The sequence below is a fragment of the Bradyrhizobium sp. LMTR 3 genome (genome assembly GCF_001693485.1).
Lineage (GTDB): Bacteria > Pseudomonadota > Alphaproteobacteria > Rhizobiales > Xanthobacteraceae > Bradyrhizobium.
Genome location: NZ_MAXC01000022.1, coordinates 16,859 through 34,889, shown reverse-complemented (window position 1 = coordinate 34,889; position 18,031 = coordinate 16,859). Strand labels below are relative to the sequence as shown.

Annotated in this window: 11 protein-coding genes; 7 read left to right on the top strand and 4 right to left on the bottom strand. The window is 57.0% G+C overall.

What is annotated here, in order from left to right; genetic code table 11:
- Positions 1-1,547, top strand: a 1,547-nt coding sequence (locus LMTR3_RS17055) for an Ig-like domain-containing protein (RefSeq protein WP_065746231.1), incomplete at its 5' end; no start/stop codon positions are given.
- A gap of 1,163 nt (positions 1,548-2,710) precedes the next feature.
- Here the strand turns inward: LMTR3_RS17055 and LMTR3_RS17050 are convergent.
- Entirely contained in the window at positions 2,711-3,058 is a 348-nt protein-coding gene (locus LMTR3_RS17050; RefSeq protein WP_502686648.1) for an H-NS histone family protein, read from the bottom strand.
- A 758-nt stretch (positions 3,059-3,816) separates the two neighbouring features.
- On the opposite strand from LMTR3_RS17050, the gene LMTR3_RS17045 reads away from it, so the two are divergent.
- On the top strand, positions 3,817-4,179 hold the full coding sequence (locus LMTR3_RS17045; protein WP_065746229.1) for an H-NS histone family protein: 363 nt from the start codon (positions 3,817-3,819) through the stop codon (positions 4,177-4,179).
- Positions 4,180-4,593: 414 nt separating this feature from the next.
- Here LMTR3_RS17045 and LMTR3_RS17035 read toward each other — a convergent pair whose 3' ends face one another.
- The 3 genes from LMTR3_RS17035 to LMTR3_RS17025 all read right to left on the bottom strand — a co-directional run bounded on the left by LMTR3_RS17035 (position 4,594) and on the right by LMTR3_RS17025 (position 10,302).
- Positions 4,594-6,072, bottom strand: coding sequence for an exopolysaccharide biosynthesis polyprenyl glycosylphosphotransferase (locus LMTR3_RS17035; protein WP_065746227.1), 1,479 nt, complete (start codon positions 6,070-6,072; stop codon positions 4,594-4,596).
- 471 nt (positions 6,073-6,543) lie between these two features.
- The gene (locus LMTR3_RS17030) at positions 6,544-7,827 is read right to left on the bottom strand and encodes a polysaccharide biosynthesis/export family protein (RefSeq protein WP_245319923.1); all 1,284 of its coding nucleotides are present in this window, start codon (positions 7,825-7,827) and stop codon (positions 6,544-6,546) included.
- Between the two features lie 138 nt (positions 7,828-7,965).
- On the bottom strand, positions 7,966-10,302 hold the full coding sequence (locus LMTR3_RS17025; protein ID WP_065746226.1) for an AAA family ATPase: 2,337 nt from the start codon (positions 10,300-10,302) through the stop codon (positions 7,966-7,968).
- A gap of 974 nt (positions 10,303-11,276) precedes the next feature.
- On the opposite strand from LMTR3_RS17025, the gene LMTR3_RS17020 reads away from it, so the two are divergent.
- The 5 genes from LMTR3_RS17020 to LMTR3_RS17000 all read left to right on the top strand — a co-directional run bounded on the left by LMTR3_RS17020 (position 11,277) and on the right by LMTR3_RS17000 (position 18,020).
- Complete coding sequence (locus tag LMTR3_RS17020) at positions 11,277-11,588, top strand: hypothetical protein (protein ID WP_065746225.1); 312 nt, start codon at positions 11,277-11,279, stop codon at positions 11,586-11,588.
- Positions 11,566-13,773, top strand: a complete 2,208-nt coding sequence (locus LMTR3_RS17015; RefSeq protein ID WP_084029679.1) for a peptidase domain-containing ABC transporter — start codon at positions 11,566-11,568, stop codon at positions 13,771-13,773. Before LMTR3_RS17020 ends, LMTR3_RS17015 begins: the two co-directional genes overlap by 23 nt.
- Before the next feature lie 104 nt (positions 13,774-13,877).
- Positions 13,878-15,194, top strand: coding sequence for an HlyD family type I secretion periplasmic adaptor subunit (locus tag LMTR3_RS17010; protein WP_065746224.1), 1,317 nt, complete (start codon positions 13,878-13,880; stop codon positions 15,192-15,194).
- A 243-nt stretch (positions 15,195-15,437) separates the two neighbouring features.
- The gene (locus tag LMTR3_RS17005) at positions 15,438-16,499 is read left to right on the top strand and encodes a Gfo/Idh/MocA family protein (protein WP_065746223.1); all 1,062 of its coding nucleotides are present in this window, start codon (positions 15,438-15,440) and stop codon (positions 16,497-16,499) included.
- Between the two features lie 3 nt (positions 16,500-16,502).
- The gene (locus tag LMTR3_RS17000) at positions 16,503-18,020 is read left to right on the top strand and encodes an oligosaccharide flippase family protein (RefSeq protein ID WP_065746222.1); all 1,518 of its coding nucleotides are present in this window, start codon (positions 16,503-16,505) and stop codon (positions 18,018-18,020) included.
- The last annotated feature ends 11 nt before the right edge of the window (positions 18,021-18,031 follow it).

Genomic DNA, 18,031 nt, shown 5'->3' with positions numbered 1-18,031 from the left:
CCTCGGCGCCCCCGGCCACACCGGCGACGCCGACCATCGCGTCGTTCTCGAACGACACCGGAGCGGCCGGCGATGGCATCACCAGTGATAATACCCTCCAGCTCAAGGGTACCGCTGCCGCCAACAGTACCATCAAGATTTACGATGGCTCGACCCAGATCGGCACGACGACCGCCAGTTCGACCGGGAGCTGGGACTACATCACCTCGGTCCTGACCAACGCCAAGCATGTGCTGACCGCGACCGCGACCAATTCGAGCGGTCAGGTCAGCGCCGCGTCCGGTGCGATGACCGTGACGGTGGACACGGTGGCGCCGACTGCTCCGGTCCTGAGCAGCAACGCCATCGTCAATACCAATCAGGTCAAGCTGTCCGGGACCGCCGAGGCCAACAGCACGGTCACGGTCTACGAAGGGACCACGGTGGTCGGAACGGGGACAACAAACTCGACCGGGGCCTGGAGCGTTACGACAAACGCCTTGTCGACCGGCACGCACGCGCTGACGGCCAAGGCTGCCGACGTGGCCGGCAATGTCAGCGCCGCCTCGCAGTCGGTTAGCAGTGCGATCAGTGGGACGTCGCCATCGCCAACTCCGGGTGAGCAAGTCGTCGAGTCGGCTGGTACGACAAGTCTCGTTGAGAGCGGCGGCAAATATTACCTCAACAGCAGCAGCGGATCCGGCCCCACGTTGAAGTATGGCGGTGCGGATTTTGTGGATGGGCAAGATGGCACCTGGACGCCGATCGGTGCGGAGAAGACGGCGACGGGCTATCAGGTTGCCTGGAAGGAGGCGAGCACCGGTCAGTACACGGCCTGGAACACCGACAACAACGGCAACTACGTTTCCCATGTCAGCGCCCTGACCGGCTCCGCGTCGGGCGGCGCCGTGTCGGGTACGAACTATGGCCTTAAATTGCTCGAGACGAGCTTCCATCAGGATCTCAATAGTGACGGACAGATCGGTACTTCCAGTGCACCTGCGCCGACTTCGTCCGTCGATTTGACCACCATGTACAAGAACTGGAGCGACATCGTCACGATCAAAGGCGTCGCCGATGCCAACAGCCAGATCAAGCTGTACGACGGCAACGCATCGCTGGGAACGGTGAATACGGCTGCCGACGGCAGCTGGTCCTTCAAGACATCGTCCGCCGTATCCGACACGGTGCATACGTATACTGCCAAGCAGATCGATAGCACCGGTCAGGTTGTTGGCACTTCGGGCAATGCGATCCTCGGCTCGACAGGAAGCAATACGCTGACGAGTACCTCTGGCGATGACCTTTTCGTTGGGAATGGAGGCGCTGACACCTTCGTATTTGCGCCGAACTTCGGGAACGACGTCGTCAAGGATTTCGGTACATATGGACGGTCCCACGATGTGGTTCAGTTCAGCAAGAGCGTCTTCGACAGTTTCGCGAGCGTTCTCGCCCATGCAACGCAGGTAGGCCAAGACGTCGTCATCTCGGCTGATGCGGACAACTCGGTGACGTTAAAGAACACCAAACTGGGCGCCATCAATAGTCACGACTTCCACTTCTCGTAGTAGTTCAGCCTGAAAGCTTTCGGATGCGCTCAGCCAAATTTATGAGCGCATCCGAAGTATCGGCATAAGCGTTTGGTCGTGCGAAGGATCGCCAGAGAGGCAGCAAACGCTGGCTCGCGAACCGCTAGCAGGCATTGATGATCACCGATGAGCTAGCTAGCGACGGCAACGTAACGCGTTGTTTGTATTGAACCCCTCGAACGTTGGCGCCACGGCCAGCAGGTATCAACCTGCCCAGCCGCCAGCCGCCTAATACCTGACTGAAATGACCGCACCCGCTCGATAGCGCCAGCAAGGTCCGTAATGCGCAGGTCCAGGATACCAGCCGGACCCGAAAAACGGCACGGTTAGGGGGGTAGCACCCCGGACGCCTTCTACTAGCTCGCACCGAGCATGGCGAGGTCCGACTGAACGCGGCGGTCTAGCGTTCCAGCGGTGCGCGCTAACATCCGCCCCTGCCACCGAAATCGGCTGGACGACCCTATCTGCTGCTTCTACGGAGCTCGTGGAAATAGCGAAGAATGCGGTCAACGAGACCGACAAAATGAGAATTCGAGGCGCAGTCGACATTACGGTCCCTCTTGTTGATGTGTCCCGAGACTATCCTCAAGCTCCAGCTTGCCCCAGCCCGATCAACAGGGGAAGGTCCCGCCCCGGTATCCCCAACTCCCACAGGATTCCATCCTGAGGCTCGAACTGCCGTGAACTGTTCCCGCTAGGTCCCCTGCCTAGTGGTTTGGCGGGAGCTGATCAGCCACCGTAGCATCCGACCAGATTATCGTCCGGATTCTGTCGGCGGCCCCCTCATTACAACGCATAAAACTCACGGAAACATTGAACCTACTTCCCGCCACTGTCGTCTAATCTTCTCGGGAATTCTAGCTTTCCTGATACACGGGGCTTCTATGGGTGACGATCTTACAAGCAAAGCCTACAACAGAACTCTTCAGGATTCGCTCAAACAATAAAGCAGGCTCACAAGCAGCTTCACATTGTGACCAAGGCTAACGCAACACCGGCAGCCCTCACATCATGCATGGAACTTTACGGAATATTGCTTGGGGAAGTCACAGGTATTCGCAGCAACTTAGTGACTTACCTCGAGTGCACGCGTGCATCGGGCCAAAATTCTACGCAATAGAATGCGTTAACCGCGACCCGCTTCAAGAGGTCTCGTCGTTGTGATTATCGTCGTCTGCAAGGTTAACGCTTTTGTCTATTACAAAGTCTTCCAACTTCCGTCCGGCGCTTAAGGCGGCGACCAGCCATCTCGGCTGCTTTCCGCGCCCAGACCACTTTTGCGAGGGCTGAGAGGGGTTCCAGTATTTTGGCTGAACTTTTGGATATTTGCGTCGCGGACGGTCGGCAGGCGTGCCCTCAACGTCGCGCATCTGCTCTACGCGGCTCAATTGCGCCAGCCGCCGCTCCAACTGAAGTTTTTCTGTGGTGATTTTTTCGGACAGGAGTTTGGTGAGCTGCTCATGCAAGAGCCAAAGCTCGTCAAAATCCATTGTCTCCAAGTCTGTCCTGCGCATCGCGGGTCCGTTAAGGCTAACAGATTGCGGTCTTTCCGGAAGCATCCAATCCTCGAAATATCGCTGGCGATGACGCCAAATACGTGCGAAGTTTGAATCGATAGATTTAGGCTTTTAAACATTATTTGATTGTAAATTTAATAATTTAATTCAGTTAAAAGCAAGGGCGTATTTAGGGTTTTGAGCAGAGCCAGTGGGCGTCGGAAAGGGAGGGTGGCACGCTGCTATGAAATGATTGGGGTAGGGTCGTTGCTGTAGAGTTTTTGCGTAGGTGCCCAAATGGATTTTCAAATGGATTCTATCGATTCCTCCCTTTCTCGCCTTCAAGATGCGGTTGGCCGCTGCATGGTACCGTCCGCCGCATCGAGTGATGTTAGCCAACTTAGACACCAGATTGAACTTAGGCAGCGTGTCCTGAAGGATATCGAAGTCATCAGATGCCGGCTGTCGCTTTTCTTTCGCCACAGAGGCAAGGGGCCGCGCAGGAAAGCGCAGCACCGGCGGGGCCGATCGAGCCTTGGCGCACGCCAGGACCACGGCTGGCGAACTCCTCGTCTTTGACTGCAGCTTTTGATCGGTGCAGTTCAAAGGGCCGCCCAGGATTTCTGTGTCAAAGCAATCGCGAAGAACGCCAGAGTAATCCATTTTCCCGTGGAACCCTTGTAATCCCCCTTGATTGTTATTCGGGGGTGTGACATCGCATTATGTTCTAAGGGGAAATCAAGAGCGACGGCATGGCTCCGAAGAAGATCGATTTAGAGTCCTGGTCTCTGGATGAGCTTTGGGCGCTTCACGGAGAGATCAGCGGGATTTTGTCAGCGCGGATCAGGGCCGAAAAAGGCGAACTTGAGAAGCGCTTGGCGGTGCTTAGTCGCGGCACAATTGTCGGTAATGATTCGGGGAGTTTGCAACCGGACCGCAAGCCTCGCCGCAAGTATCCCCGAGTATTACCAAAGTATCGGAATCCTCAAACCTCCGAAACCTGGTCGGGTCGCGGCAAGCGGCCGAGGTGGCTGGTTGCAGCAGTCAAGTCGGGACGCAAGATCGAAGAGTTCCGGATTGGCGAGGCTGGCACGAAGGCTCGTCAGCGAGCGTGAGCTGATCGACGGGGTATTGTACTATTAACCACAAAATTAATTGGTTGGCGGTGCGGCTAGCGAACTGAGATAACTTGCCGTCAGGCATTATCGATGCGCGGCAGAGGCAAGCGGTGACCAATCGGGATTGGACAGAAATCGAGAATGAGCTGAATGGGCTGGTGCCCGGCCTTCCACAAGGCGAAAAGAGGACGTCGCACACTCAAAGCGTTCGCCAAACGATCCAAACGGACGAACAGGCGCTTCTGGCGCACATAGCTGACGCTCTGGTCCAAGAGAAACAATACTGACGCGTAATTCCCGGGCTTGAGTTGGCGCTACGCCGGCTATGTTGACTTGCAAGGTGCCGCCTCACTGAGAGCGCCTTGAATCAGTTCGGATCAATCTGCTCGACTGTCAGGCCAATTCTAGCGCCTAGTAGGCGTTGCGACCGCGCAGCACCTCAATCGGTGTCTGGACCAGGATAGCCAGATCCAATCGAGCGCTCCAGTTGTCGATGTACCAAAGGTCGTACTCAACCCGCCGTTCAATGGAGGCGGCGGTGGGTGTGGGTCCTCGACACCCGTGTATCTGCGCCCAACCCGTCAACCCGGGCTTCACGCGCCGCCGGAAGGCATAATTGCGGACAACCTTGTCAAACTGGCCGTCTTGAGAGATGGCGTGCGGTCGCGGCCCGACAAGTGACATGCTTCCGTAGAGCACATTGATGAGCTGCGGTAACTCATCGATGCTCGTCCGGCGCAGCCATTTTCCAACGCGAGTCACACGGCTATCGACCGGCCGCGCCTGGATGACCGATGGCCCGTCCTCCAGCACGCGCATGGTGCGGAACTTGTAGATTGAGAAACTCCGACCGTTGAAGCCACAGCGTTGCTGCCTGAAAAGGACCGGACCAGACGAGTCCAGCTTGATCGCTAATACAACTACAGCAAGCAGCGGCGACAGAATAACGAGGGCAAGTCCGGCGCCGACCAGATCCGTAAACCGCTTGATGGCTCGCTCAAGCAATGTAAGTGGCCCTCGCTGGATTTCTACGCATACGGTGCTGCCAAGGTCCCGGGTGGGTCGCCTGAACATCTCCGAAAGCGCGCCGACGGGTACAAAGGAGACAGGAGTCGGCAGGACCCGCAGTTCGGCGACAAATGCACGCAATTCCGACCACTGGTTCGGATCTGCCTCAACGATGATTTCCTCGACGTTTGAGCCGCGAGCATTTTCAATTACGCGAGCGCTAAGCCGCTTGCGGTAATCAGAACCGAAACGAGGCGAAGGCAACCTGAAATGCTTGGTCACACAAAATCCGAGCATGTTCAGCGTGGGCAAAAGTCCCACATCACTAGACTGTGGTTGATCCGAAATCAGAATGATATTGCCGCCGGCGAATTTTCTTTTGCTGAGGCCTTTCAGGAGCAAGCTCTTGATGAGTGCTCTTCCTACAACGAGTGATCCAAGGCCAGTAAGCGCGAAGGCCACGCCGGCACCACGCGGATATTCGTCACCGACATTGAGCAAACCGGCCACAGCGGCGAGAACGATAAATGCGAATAGCAAGGCGCCCCAAACGGCGCGAATCTGACTGCGCAGGACCAGCAGTTCACGTGGATTGTACATACCCCGCACTCTTAGCAACGATACGAACATCGCTGATACGACGATGGCCGAGCCGATGGCGTTTGCGAAGCTGGCCGCGTCCCAGCTAGTGCAGAGCCGATACAAGAAGAGTGAAACGATACTGGTGAGAACGATGGTGACGAGATCGGTACCAATCGCGACCAACTCAATGGACCCATATCGGATTGGCCATTTTCGCTGGGCGCCCGAGGGAGGGCTGTACAGTTCGGGGGCTATCTCCTCGTGGAGGCCGGCTGCAACATGTCGGTTAATAAAGTTCATGCCGGAACCAGACTGTTCGAGGCTTTCTGCAATAAGTTTAATCTATTATTAAGTCTTTAAATAAATCAAGCAAAAACCGCGGTAGAATTAAATGAGTCGAGTTATTTTTTGGGCGTCGATTATAGCGGCGCCGGTTTCTCATGCGGGAAATGATCCGTGCGGCAACTCGTAGTGGAGCGCCGCATCGCCCGCCGATGATGATGATGATGATGATGATGATGATGTCATCCTCGCGTGATCGATCTGCCCAATACTGGTCGCCCTCCGGTCAGCGTTGCTGGCGAGTCAAGTCGGTATGCAGCGTGGCTGCGCGATGTTGCGCCGCTATGGCGCGAGTAGGACAACCTGATACGAAGAGCAGTTCCTTGGCGGAAGCCGTGCCGGTGCGGTCACTTGCGACCCGCACCGATACTCAGGTCTATGGCCGCATCAACCCGCGTGTTCCGGCTGTTCAGCGCCGGAACTCAACGATTATGGGGTGGTGGTCGTAATCGGCGGCGGCGTTGTGATAATCGTCGTCGTTCCGGTGCCCGAAGCAGCAGCCTTGAGAGCATAGAAGTTGGTTGCGTAGATGATCGGGTCGTTGACGGTCGCCAGGATGGTTCGCAGGAAGACCAGGAACTTGGTGGTTTCCACGCTAACAGAGTTAGATGTGTAAATAACGTCCTTGTTCCGCATGGCGAAGGACTGGGCCAGGAAATAGCCGGATGGATCCCGCAGATTCACGTGAAAAATGATTGGAATGATCTCGCCCTGAAACGGTGTGACGTCGACACCGATCTCTTTAGCAATCGCCCGCGTTTCACCGCGGTATAAATACACCGACGCTGGATCGGCTTGAGAGTCATTCAGTCCGCCTTGTTTTCCGATTGCCTCGGCCAATGACAGGCGCCATGCGTCGAACTTGAATAGGCCTTGGGTCCCGCCGGCGCCAAACCCGACGAAGGTCTGCGGCATGTTGAATAGGTAGATGACATCGTTGGGGAGTACATAAATGTCATTTGCGGGCTCATACATGAGCGCGCCAAACGGCACGCTCGCACGATGTCCCATCCGTTTGAGTGAGACCCAGGTGTCGTAGCCTTGCGCAGATGGGCCGCCCGCACGTGCGATCGCATCGAGAACGCGTTCGCCAGAGGGACTGGCTGGAAAACGGCCGGCGGTTCGCACGTCCCCTAGGACGGTGATCAACGAAGTGTTCTGCGTCGCGAGGTTGACGACGACTTGCGGTTCAAGGGCGCGAGCCTTGAGTTTGTCCGTGATCTCCTTGCTAATCTCGAAGGGCGTGCGGCCCTTGGCCCGAATAGAGCCTGCGTATGGAACCGCGATATTGCCTTGTTCGTCGACCGCTTGGTTGGGAATAGTGACAAAATTGCCGGCGCGAACGCCCGCATCGGATGTGAAAAGACCGCCGGCTGCGGCTTCGAAAATAGTGACACTGACAATGTCGCCGATCCCGAAGCGAAATGCCTTTGGCGGTGTTTGAGCGGCAAACGCGGTGGATAGTCTGGGTATGTGTTGGCCAAGAATGTTGACGACTTCCGGGGTCAGCTTGATCAGCGCGTAGGGGAGGGCGGCCGGCTCGCTGCCTTCCTTGGCCCTCTGGACGTCCGCGCCCAACGGGCCGCTACCGGGCGTGATGATGCATCCGGCACAGAACAGGGTCATGATGCCGGCCGCGACTCTCGCGCCAATTTGCAGCGTACGGATCAGAACCGTTCCCCCAACTATCAACTGAGACCAATCGCCGGGCACGTTGGCACTGCCGGGCGAATCGAACCAGCCCGTTCGTCTATCTAACTGAAAAGCAGTCCCCGTGTGTTGCGGGCCTGCAACAGTTGCGGGCCGGCGCGAACAACTAATTATCGCCGAGATAGAATAACAAATCCCTGCTTAGCCGGAGTTGGACAGGCCGTAGCGGGCGCAATGGTCTTCGCTGTAGTAGTCGCGCAGATAGCTGTCGTAGCGAGCCATTGCCTTGATGTCGGTCTTGTTGAGGACAGTGCCGATCAGGCTGTCATGGATGGTAGGCGCGGTGTGTAGGGCATGCTTGACGACGTCGATCTTCGTCTGTCCCCATTCGACAACCAGGATAAAGTGGTCGACGAGCTGTGTTGTGGCGCGAACATCAACCAATGGAGTCAGGGGCGGAAGATCGACGATGACGTAGTCATAGCTCGCCCGTAGTCGGTCGAAGAGCTTGTGCATCGAGTCAGTTGAAAGGAGTTCGCTGCTATGCAGCAGGTCACTCCGCCGAACGGCCGGCAAGAATGCCAGGTTCGTTGTTGGATCCCGCCAGACTGTCTCTTCTATCGACCGGCTGCCATTGGTGACCTCGATTATGCCGGCGGCTGCATTTGGGGCTAGACTGGAGGACAGCGAGGGATTCCTCAGGTCGCAGTCGACGATGATGACGCTCTTTCCACCATGCCCAATGAGCTGCGCTAGCGAAGCTGCAATTGTTGTCTTGCCCTCATTGGGCAGAGCCGACGTAATGCCAATAACCTGATTTGAGGTCTTGGTCGCATTGAGGTCAATTGCCAGCTTGATCGAACGTATCGCCTCGGCGAACCTCGATAGCGGCCTGTCAACGACGGCACGGTGGATAGCCGAATCCCTAGGAATGGTTCGCTGACCCAGATTCCCATCGGTCGAACACGATTTGGCGCTGCGCATCAGCGACCGCGGCACCGCGAGTTCCGGCACCAACGCGAGGCATGGCAGTCCCAGTTCGGCTTCGATCTGGGCGGAGGTGCGAAAGACCCGATCCATCAGCTCTCGGAACAAGCCCAACATCACCCCGAAGCCGATGCCGCCAATCAAGCCCAGCGCCATGACGACCTTGCTTTTCGGCTTGCTCTTGCTCTGCGGCGGCAAGGCAGGCTGGATCACCCTCGTCTCTGAGATGGGAAAACTCTCCTGTTGCTTGGAGCCGATGTAGCGCTGCTGGAACATGTCAGACAGACTGCGCAAACCCTTCGCACGGTTTTCCAGTTCCCTTATGGTCAGTTCAGCCGCATTCGTTGTGCGGGATTGGACCACCGCCTCGGCGAGCTGTTTCTCAATTTGTGCCTGTCGCTGCTTGGCAACTTCGACGTCATTTCGGGTATTTTCGGCAAGCCTCCTGACTTCGTCGAAGATCGAAGAACGCAGGTCACGCATACGATTACGGAGAGTGAGAACGGCCTGATGGCTAGGTCCGAATCTGGCCGAATACTCGTTTTCGCGCCTCGTCAGTTCAAGATACTGTTGCCGGAGGCCATTTATAATCGGATTACTGGTGACGTCGGAGCCAACTGCGTCCAGGGTACCCATCGAAGACGAATTTGCGGGATTGGTGCGCAAGATGGCTTCATACTGACTCAACCTCGCCGATGCTTCGGTCAGCAGCGCCCGAGTGGCCATTAGTCGATTATTGAGCTCTGTGACCTGCTGCTCGTCGATCGACTTTCCTTCCGGGGAAACGATGTTGTTCTGAGACTTATATTGGTTAACTTCCCGTTCGGCGTTGAGCGCCTGGTCGCCAAGATCGCGCAGCCTGTCCTGAAGCCAAGTCGTTGCACTTCGATTGGCTTCGAATTTCGCGTTTAGCTGCTCCGTGAGGTATGCCTTTGCTACCGCATTCGCGATTTGCGCGGCCCGTTCGGCGTTACTCGAATTGAAGCTGATCTCCAGTATGCTGCTCATGCCGACCCGGTTTGCTGAGAGGCGGTCCTGGAACGCCGCGATAACGGCATCCGACAGCCTTTCTGGAGCACCGGCCTTGGATTGATCCGGCGGAGCCGAGTTCCCTGTTGGTGTTCCGCGCCATAACGCGGATAGCGACGGTCCGGAACCGCTGAAATCAGGGTCATTGACGAGGTTGAGCTGCGTGATCACTGAAGTTGCTAGCGCGGTCGATTTGAGCACCTGGATCTGGGTCTCGATCTGGTTGAGGTCGAAGGCTGGCTCCGAAAGTATCGACTGCTGCTGAACGAACTGTGCCCTCGGGTTTGCCAGAAGGACTTGCACACGCGCGGTATAGATCGGTGGGGTGATCCGCAGGTAGATTATGCAGGATGTTAGTGCGAATACCGCGGAAAGGATGATCACGAGATATTGGCGTCGCAATAGGCCCAGCGCGAGATTGACAAGCTCCGCGACGCCGCCAGATCCGGCATCGTCGCTGGGCGCCGGACCGGCCTGAGGACTGCGGCTTTTCTCGACGTTTAACATATTAGTTTGAAGCATTTTTTGGTGCTCGCTGCGCCGCCTGTGATCTCGCCGCCCGGCGGCCGCACCAGTAATCGTGTGGGGCCAGACGCCGGTTGAAGCCTCCGGCCGAGGATTTGAGGCATTTAAATATAACAGGAAAGAAATCTGCTGTCCAAATTAAATGATAGTAGTTAATGTGACGCTTCCAGTACGCTGTGGCTCAAAGGCATGGGCCAAAAGAGGTGAGGCGGATTGAATTTCGGGCGGCGTGACCATCCATCGCGGATCTGAGGTGCCATCCATGAACATGGCCGGCGCTGCTTGGGACAAGCTAAGCTCCGCATGCAACATGCCCGGCACGGTTGCGGGATAGCCGTTGTTCGGGAGAGAGTATGGCGGTTCAATCGCGCGAGCGATTAGGGGGGTTGCGAGAATTCGATTTTTTCCGGGGATGTGGTTGTTTTGACCGGGCGAGCAGCCTCTCAAGCTCTTCTCGCAGGCGGAGAATTTCCTCGTAACGAACCGTCAGATCATCCTTCATGTGCGGCCTATCGCGCTTTGGCATGTGCTGCAACTTAGCGAGAGCCCACTCGCCTGCAACAAAACTCCTTGATTAAGCTTGATAGGCGCTCAGGACGTTAATTCTGGAACCGTCGCTCGTCGCTATCCTTAGCTTGCGGCTGCAGATGGTAAACGGGTCCATCATTCAGAATGGCACTCCGCCGCCGCTCATTGAATCAGCCCGATCGCGTTTCCTATAAAGGATACTTCATTTAATTTTTAGAATCGAATTGACGGCTCTATTAAATACAGATTAATGTAATTATTATTCCGTCGGGTTGCCATGCTGCTGATGCAAAATGCTTTCCGATCCTCCTTTACGATTTAGCCTCGGACACAGGCACCTATCTGCGGCGGTTCGAGGCTGTTTGCGACCGACGCTTCAATTCGATCAGCTACGGCGCTGACCCAATCATCAGGCCAGAATTGGCAGCATAGGAGTCACCACAATGGACACGGAACTCTTTACGGACGGGATTAGCGAAATCACCGTGGGCGGCTCGATCGTACGTGTTGACCTGTTCAGCCTTTCACCAACGGAACGGGACGCCAGCAACGCTCCGAAGCGGGTATTCCGTCAAAGACTGATCTTCTCGGTGGAGTCGTTCGCGAACTCGGTCGAGGTGATGCAGAAGGCGCTTCAGGGCCTGGTCGATGCTGGCGCAGTTCGGCGCACCGACCCGTCACATGCTGGTTCACCTACGGGCCAACCTACTCCGAATAGCCCACGGTCTCCGAATGTCTCAAGCAATTTCCGCTGAAACCGATAGTGCTGGCGCGTTGGAAGTGGCGTCGAAGGACACGTGTCCGCAGACCGCGCTAGACTGCCTTGCCAGGGTGGCCACCCACCACGGCATCGATTTGCCGGCCGAGCGCCTGCGACATGGCTATGCGGTCGACGGCACTCCGACGTCGGTGGACCTCTTGCTTCGGATGGCGAAGGAGGCGGGCCTGCGCGCGCAGGCCACCCAGCTTGATTGGGGCGTTCTCTTCCGGATGGGGCAGGCATACCCGGTTATGCTCCGTCTCTCGAACGGTAACTGGGTCGTCGTTCTTCGCGCTGCGGAGATGTCTGATGGCACCGCGGCGGTTGTTGTTTTTGACCCGCTTGCCGAGCGTCAGAATGAGCCGCTCGTCGTTGGCCAAGAGCAATTTTGCGCGCGATGGCGGGGGGACGCCATTCTGATAAAACGCGAAAACATATTGTCGGACGGCCGGAAGAAATTCGGGCTTCGCTGGTTCGTCCCCGACCTGCTGCGTCAGTGGCGGCTGTTCACCGATGTCGCCATTTGTGCCGTGCTGCTTTACGCGCTCGGTCTCGCGCTCCCCATCTTCTTTCAGTTAGTTATCGACAAAGTCCTGGTGCATGAGAGCTTTACCACGCTTTACGTACTGGCGGCCGGCGCCGCCGCTGCACTGGCTTTCGATGCGATATTCGGTTTCCTGCGGCGCTACCTGCTGCTCTATGCGACGAACAAGGTCGACATCCGCATAGCGACCAAGACATTCGGCCATCTGCTCGGCCTGCCTGTAACTTTCTTCGAGCACATTTCGGCCGGCGTTCTCGTGAAGCATATGCAGCAGGCGGGGCGAATTCGTGAATTCCTGACAGGGCGGCTCTTCCTGACAACTCTCGACGCGTTGTCGCTATTGGTGTTCATCCCGGTACTGGCGCTCTACAGCTTGAAGCTGACCTCTGTCGTTCTGGCCTTCACCGCTCTCAGCGGTCTCGTTGTTGCCTTGTTGATGGGGCCATTCCGCCGACGACTTTATGACTTGTACCAAGCGGAGGGTGCGCGGCAGGCGCTGCTGGTCGAGACCGTACACGGCATGCGCACCGTGAAGTCACTGGCCATGGAGCCATTGCAGGGCAAGACTTGGGACGACCGCTGTGCACAAGCGGTGTCCATGCGTTTCGGAGTCGAGAAGATTTCGGCGACCGCCCAGGCGGTCACCGGATTTCTCGAGAAGATGATGACGCTTGGGATCATTGGCCTGGGTGCGCTCGACGTCTTTAGCGGCGAATTGACCATCGGCGCACTGGTAGCCTTCAATATGCTGGCGGGGCGGGTTTCTGGGCCGCTGGTTCAAATGGTCACCATGGTTCACGAATATCAGGAAGTCGCCTTGGCCGTTAAAATGCTAGGCGAGGTGATGAACCAAAAGCCGGAAAGGGACGGCAACCGCGACGGACTGCGGCCGGATCTGACCGGGAAAATCGAGTTCGAAAACGTCTCCTTTCGGTACGGCGCCGAAGGTGCGCCGGCGTTGAATGACGTGTCGTTCTCGATTGCGCCCGGCTCCGTATTCGGAATAGTCGGCCGAAGCGGCTCGGGCAAGACAACGCTCACGCGCCTGATTGCTGGAATGTATCCGGTGCAGCAGGGCTTGCTGCGGATCGACGGCTACGATTCCCGGGAGCTCGAACTCGAGCATCTGCGCCGGAATCTCGGCGTAGTTCTGCAGGACAGTTTTCTGTTTCGAGGCACGGTTCGAGACAACATCGCCTGTGTGAAGCGCGATGCGACGTTTGCCGAAGTGGTAAGGGCCGCGCAGCTCGCCGGCGCCGACGAATTCATCGAGCGCTTGCCGCGTGGCTTCGATACGATAATTGAAGAGAACGCTTCAAACCTGTCGGGCGGGCAGAAGCAACGTCTTGCGATCGCCCGGGCACTCATCACCGACCCCCGTATTCTCATTCTCGATGAGGCAACCAGTGCGCTCGATTCCGAGAGCGAGATGATCATCCGCCGCAATTTGCGACGGATCGCCGAGGGACGAACCGTTATTATCGTTTCCCATCGGTTGTCGATGCTCGCGGACGCCAACGAAATCCTGGTGATCGACCGCGGTCAGATCGTTGACGTGGATCGTCACGATCATCTGCTTTCGAAGTGCACTATTTACCGACATCTCTGGAACCAGCAGACGAAGCAAATCGCATGAGGACGGAGAAACCGCGAGCCGTTGCGAAAGCGGATAAGTTGGCGCAGCCCCGAAAGGTTGAACGGCGCCGGGGAAGGCTGTTCAGGGCCTCCCGACAACCGCGCGTGATTGCCGAATTCCAGTCCGATGCGATCGAGGTAGAGCAACGATCGCCACCGCGATTCGCTCGCCTCACGCTCTATTGTATCCTTGCGCTTATTATGGCGGCGGTTACCTGGGCCACGGTGTCACAGGTCGACATGATTGTAACGGCCCAGGGCAAGCTGGTCACCATGCGTCCCAACCTCGTGGTGCAGCCGCTTGAGACCTCGGTTATCCGCGAGATCCATGTCAAGGCTGGTGATCGGGTAAACCGTGGCGAGCTGCTGGCGACGCTCGATCCGACATTCTCGCAGGCGGATCACGACCAGTTGCGAAACAGGGTTGCTGCTTTCGATGCATCGATTGCTCGTCTGAAAGCTGAGTTGGCTGGATCCGATTATGTCGTGGCCGATTTCGGCGATGCCGATTCTGTCCTGCAGCACAAGATGTTCCTCCAAAGGAAGTCGGCGCGCGAAGCGCAGATGCAGAATTTCGATGCGCAGATCGCTTCCGCTCAGGCCAATTTGAAGACAGCGCAGAACGAAGAAGCGGTCCTGGTGCAGCGGCTTGATAACATGCGGTCGATCGAGTCAATGCGCAGCACGTTGATGGACAAGGAAGTCGGATCGAAGCTGAATTTCCTGCTTTCCCGCGATGCCCGCCTCGACGTCGAAAGCAATCTGGCTCGTGTTCGTGGCAATATCGCCGATTACGCCCACCGGGTCGACAAAGCACGAGCCGATCAGAAAGTGTTCGCCGAGGATTTTCGCCGCACAGCGTACCAGGACCTGGTCGAGGCGCTGACCAAGCGAGACAGCGCATCGGAAGAGCTAAAGAAGGTCGAACTGCGCAGACAACTAATCGTATTAAGGGCCCCGGCAGACGCCATCGTGCTCGAGATCGCCAGCCGTACGATCGGTTCGGTCGTGCGCGAGGCGGAAACGCTTTTCGTGCTGGTCCCGCGGGATGTACCGCTTCAGGCGGAGGTCAACGTTGAGGGCAGGGATGTCGGGCAGATATCAATCGGCCAGCCGGTGCGGATCAAGTTCGAGCCTTTCCCGTTCCAGAAATACGGGACGGGAACAGGAACGGTCCGCGTCATCAGCCAGGACTCATTTGCGCCAGATCCTAAAGCCGAAGCTGCGCGTCGCACGACAGTTCCCTATTACCGCGTACTGATCGATTTGTCCGACGTGCAACTTCGGCTGCCCTCCGCCCGTACGCAGCTGATCCCCGGCATGGCCGTTACGGCCGAAATGAAAGTCGGGCAACGGAGCGTGATCTCTTACTTCCTCTATCCATTGCTACGTGGATTGGACGAAAGTATCCGCGAATATTGAAGCAATCATAGCATGGCAGTCATTTCATGAAGATGGGTTCGAAAGTTGGCGTTCGACTGGTTGCAGGTGGGGCTGCGAGTGAGCCGTCACGAGTTCGAACTTGGTGAACTATGCGGCGAGAGGTCTCCGGCCGTGCTGGTTGCGCGAGCGCGGTTGCTGGTCGCAAACCAACCATTTCGATGAGCGCCTGCTGCAGCGCTCCGAGCCGGAGTTAAAACAGGAAGAAGGAATCGAGGACAGCTCATGCAAGATAGTCGTGTTGGAATAGGCGTCGTTGGATACGGCTACTGGGGGCCGAATCTTGTACGCAACTTCGTCGGCAATCCGTCCGCTCGCCTCGTCGGCGTCGCGGATTTTGATCCGGAGAAGCGCGCAGCGAGCGAGCGCCTCTATCCGGGAGTAGCTACCACTGGTTGCTACGAGGACCTGCTCAAGAATCCGAGCATCGATGCGATCGCTATCGCTACTCCAGTGCGAACACACTATGAACTGGCACTTTCAGCTCTCAAGGCCGGCAAGCACGTTCTGGTGGAGAAGCCCTTGGCACCAAGCGCGGAAATGGTGCGCCGACTAATCGATGAGGCTGATCGGCGTGGGCTGACGCTGATGGTCGACCACACATTTCTCTACACGCCGGCAGTTCAGAAGATACGCGAGCTCGTGCAAAAGGACGAACTGGGCGACATCTATTATTACGACAGTACGCGCTCAAGCCTTGGGCTGTTCCAAAGTGATGTCAATGTCATTTGGGACCTCGCGGTCCATGATCTATCGATCATTCAATATATTCTGAATGAGGATCCTGTAGCTGTCTCGGCGACGGGGTCGTGCCATGTGACCGGCACGCCGGAGAACATGGCCCATATCACGCTGTTCTTTGATAGCAAATGCGTGGCTCATGTGAGCGTTAACTGGCTCTCCCCCATCAAGGTTCGGCAAACCTTTGTAGGCGGCAGCAAGAAGATGATCGTCTATGACGATCTTGAGCCGAGCGAAAAGATCAAGGTCTATGACAAGGGCATTACCCTCAGCGGTTCGTCCGAAAATGCCCATCAATTCCGGATCGGATATCGCGCCGGTGACATGTGGGCGCCTCATATCTCTGCGAAGGAGGCACTGCAGACCGAGATCGAGCATTTTATCGATTGCGTGCGTACAGGATCGCCGCCAATCTCCGGCGGCATGTCGGGCCTGCGTGTGGTCGAAATTCTCGAGGCGGCATCACGTTCGATAGCCGACCAGGGCCGTCCCGTTCCGCTGACCGGAAGGCGAAGCCCAGTAAGGCCGGTTAGAGCGATGGCCTGATACATGAGCGACCTCGATCAGCCCGATCCGTCAAGCGTCGCGCCAGGTTCGCAACGCTCGGTGCACCGTTCGATCGCTTTTTCCGCGATCGAACGGTACGGCAATCTTGTGCTGTTCTTGGTCACTATTGCCGTGCTGGCACGTCTGCTGACGCCCGCTGAGTTCGGTATCTATGCGGTCGTCAATGCTGTGACGGCAGTCGTTGCCGCGTCCTTCCAGGAGTTCGGAGGTGCCAATTACCTGATTCAGAAGCGCGAGTTGTCGCGCGCCAGTGTGCAGACTGCTTTTACGGTCACGTTTGGAATTTCGGCACTTGTCGGGCTGGCGCTGCTCGCACTTTCGGGCGTTCTGTCACAATTGTTCGAGCAGGAAAGTTTGCAGAAAGGGATCGCGGTCTCGGCGCTCAGCTTCCTGCTTGTACCGTTCTCTGGAACGATTACCGGTCTGTTTCGCCGCGATATGGAGTTTGGAAAGCTCGCCATTTGCAATCTCGTATCCGGCGCCGTTGGGGCCGCGGTATCTATCGCACTAGCAATGTTGAGCTTTGGCTTCATGGCCCCGGTCTGGGGCGGCGTAGCGGGCAACGTGGTCTTGACTATCATGTTGCTGAGGCAGCATCGCGATCTCGGCGCGTTCAGGCCTTCAGTTGCACAGATCCACGATGTCGTGGGCTTCGGCCTGTATTCCAGCGGCGTAAGCGTCATCAACGTGCTGTACAACCTGTCGCCGCAGCTCTTCTTGGCGAAGATTCTCGACTTTACCTCTGTCGGCTTGTACAGCCGTGCCACGAGTATAACTCAGATTTTCGACAAGCTCGTTGTGCAGGTTTTGAATCCCATCATCATGCCCGCCCTTGTCTCGAGGAGCAAAGATGCATCGAACTTGCGGGTTGCCTATCTTGACGCGGTTGAGCTGCTCTCGGTTGTACAATGGCCCTTTCTGCTCTTCATCGCGATCATGGCGCATCCGATCATTCTGATCTTGCTCGGTCAGAACTGGCTGGAAATCGTGCCACTGGTTCGTTTGCTCTGCGTCGCGAATTTGGCCCTGTTCGCAGCCTGTTTGACCTATCCTACACTGGTGGCTACCGGAAGCGTGCGCGATGCGCTAACTTCGTCATTGATCTCCCTGCCGCCCTCGCTTCTCGTCGTTCTGTGTGCCGCTTTCTTTGGGGCCCAGGCCGTGGCAGCATCAGCATTGTTGACCCTGCCGTTCCAGGCTGCGGTGGCTTTGTATTTCATCGGGCGACGGCTTACCATTAAGCCAAAACACCTTTCTTGTGCTTTGCTCAAGAGCGCCGTGGTGACGGTTATGACCGCTTCAGGCGTCATGGTCTGCGCGGCGCTCATCGAGGCGAGAATCGTACCGTCCTTCGTGGGCCTGATCGCTGCGGGCGGTGTCGCTGCCCTCTGCTGGTGGTCAGGGCTGATGATTACCGGACATCCCTTGCTGCATCATCTTCATCGAGCGGCAGGTGGATTGGTCGTGAGTGCGCCGTGGCTTAGGCTGCGGCGTCTATGAGACTGTTGCAA

What these genes read in the sequence shown, in the direction of transcription:
- LMTR3_RS17020 (WP_065746225.1), top strand. Translation starts at nt 11,277, where the DNA reads ATGGACACGGAACTCTTTACGGACGGGATTAGCGAAATCACCGTGGGC.
- LMTR3_RS17005 (WP_065746223.1), top strand. Translation starts at nt 15,438, where the DNA reads ATGCAAGATAGTCGTGTTGGAATAGGCGTCGTTGGATACGGCTACTGG.
- LMTR3_RS17000 (WP_065746222.1), top strand. Translation starts at nt 16,503, where the DNA reads ATGAGCGACCTCGATCAGCCCGATCCGTCAAGCGTCGCGCCAGGTTCG.
- LMTR3_RS17050 (WP_502686648.1), bottom strand. Translation starts at nt 3,058, where the DNA reads ATGGATTTTGACGAGCTTTGGCTCTTGCATGAGCAGCTCACCAAACTC.
- LMTR3_RS17045 (WP_065746229.1), top strand. Translation starts at nt 3,817, where the DNA reads ATGGCTCCGAAGAAGATCGATTTAGAGTCCTGGTCTCTGGATGAGCTT.
- LMTR3_RS17035 (WP_065746227.1), bottom strand. Translation starts at nt 6,072, where the DNA reads ATGAACTTTATTAACCGACATGTTGCAGCCGGCCTCCACGAGGAGATA.
- LMTR3_RS17025 (WP_065746226.1), bottom strand. Translation starts at nt 10,302, where the DNA reads ATGCTTCAAACTAATATGTTAAACGTCGAGAAAAGCCGCAGTCCTCAG.
- LMTR3_RS17015 (WP_084029679.1), top strand. Translation starts at nt 11,566, where the DNA reads ATGTCTCAAGCAATTTCCGCTGAAACCGATAGTGCTGGCGCGTTGGAA.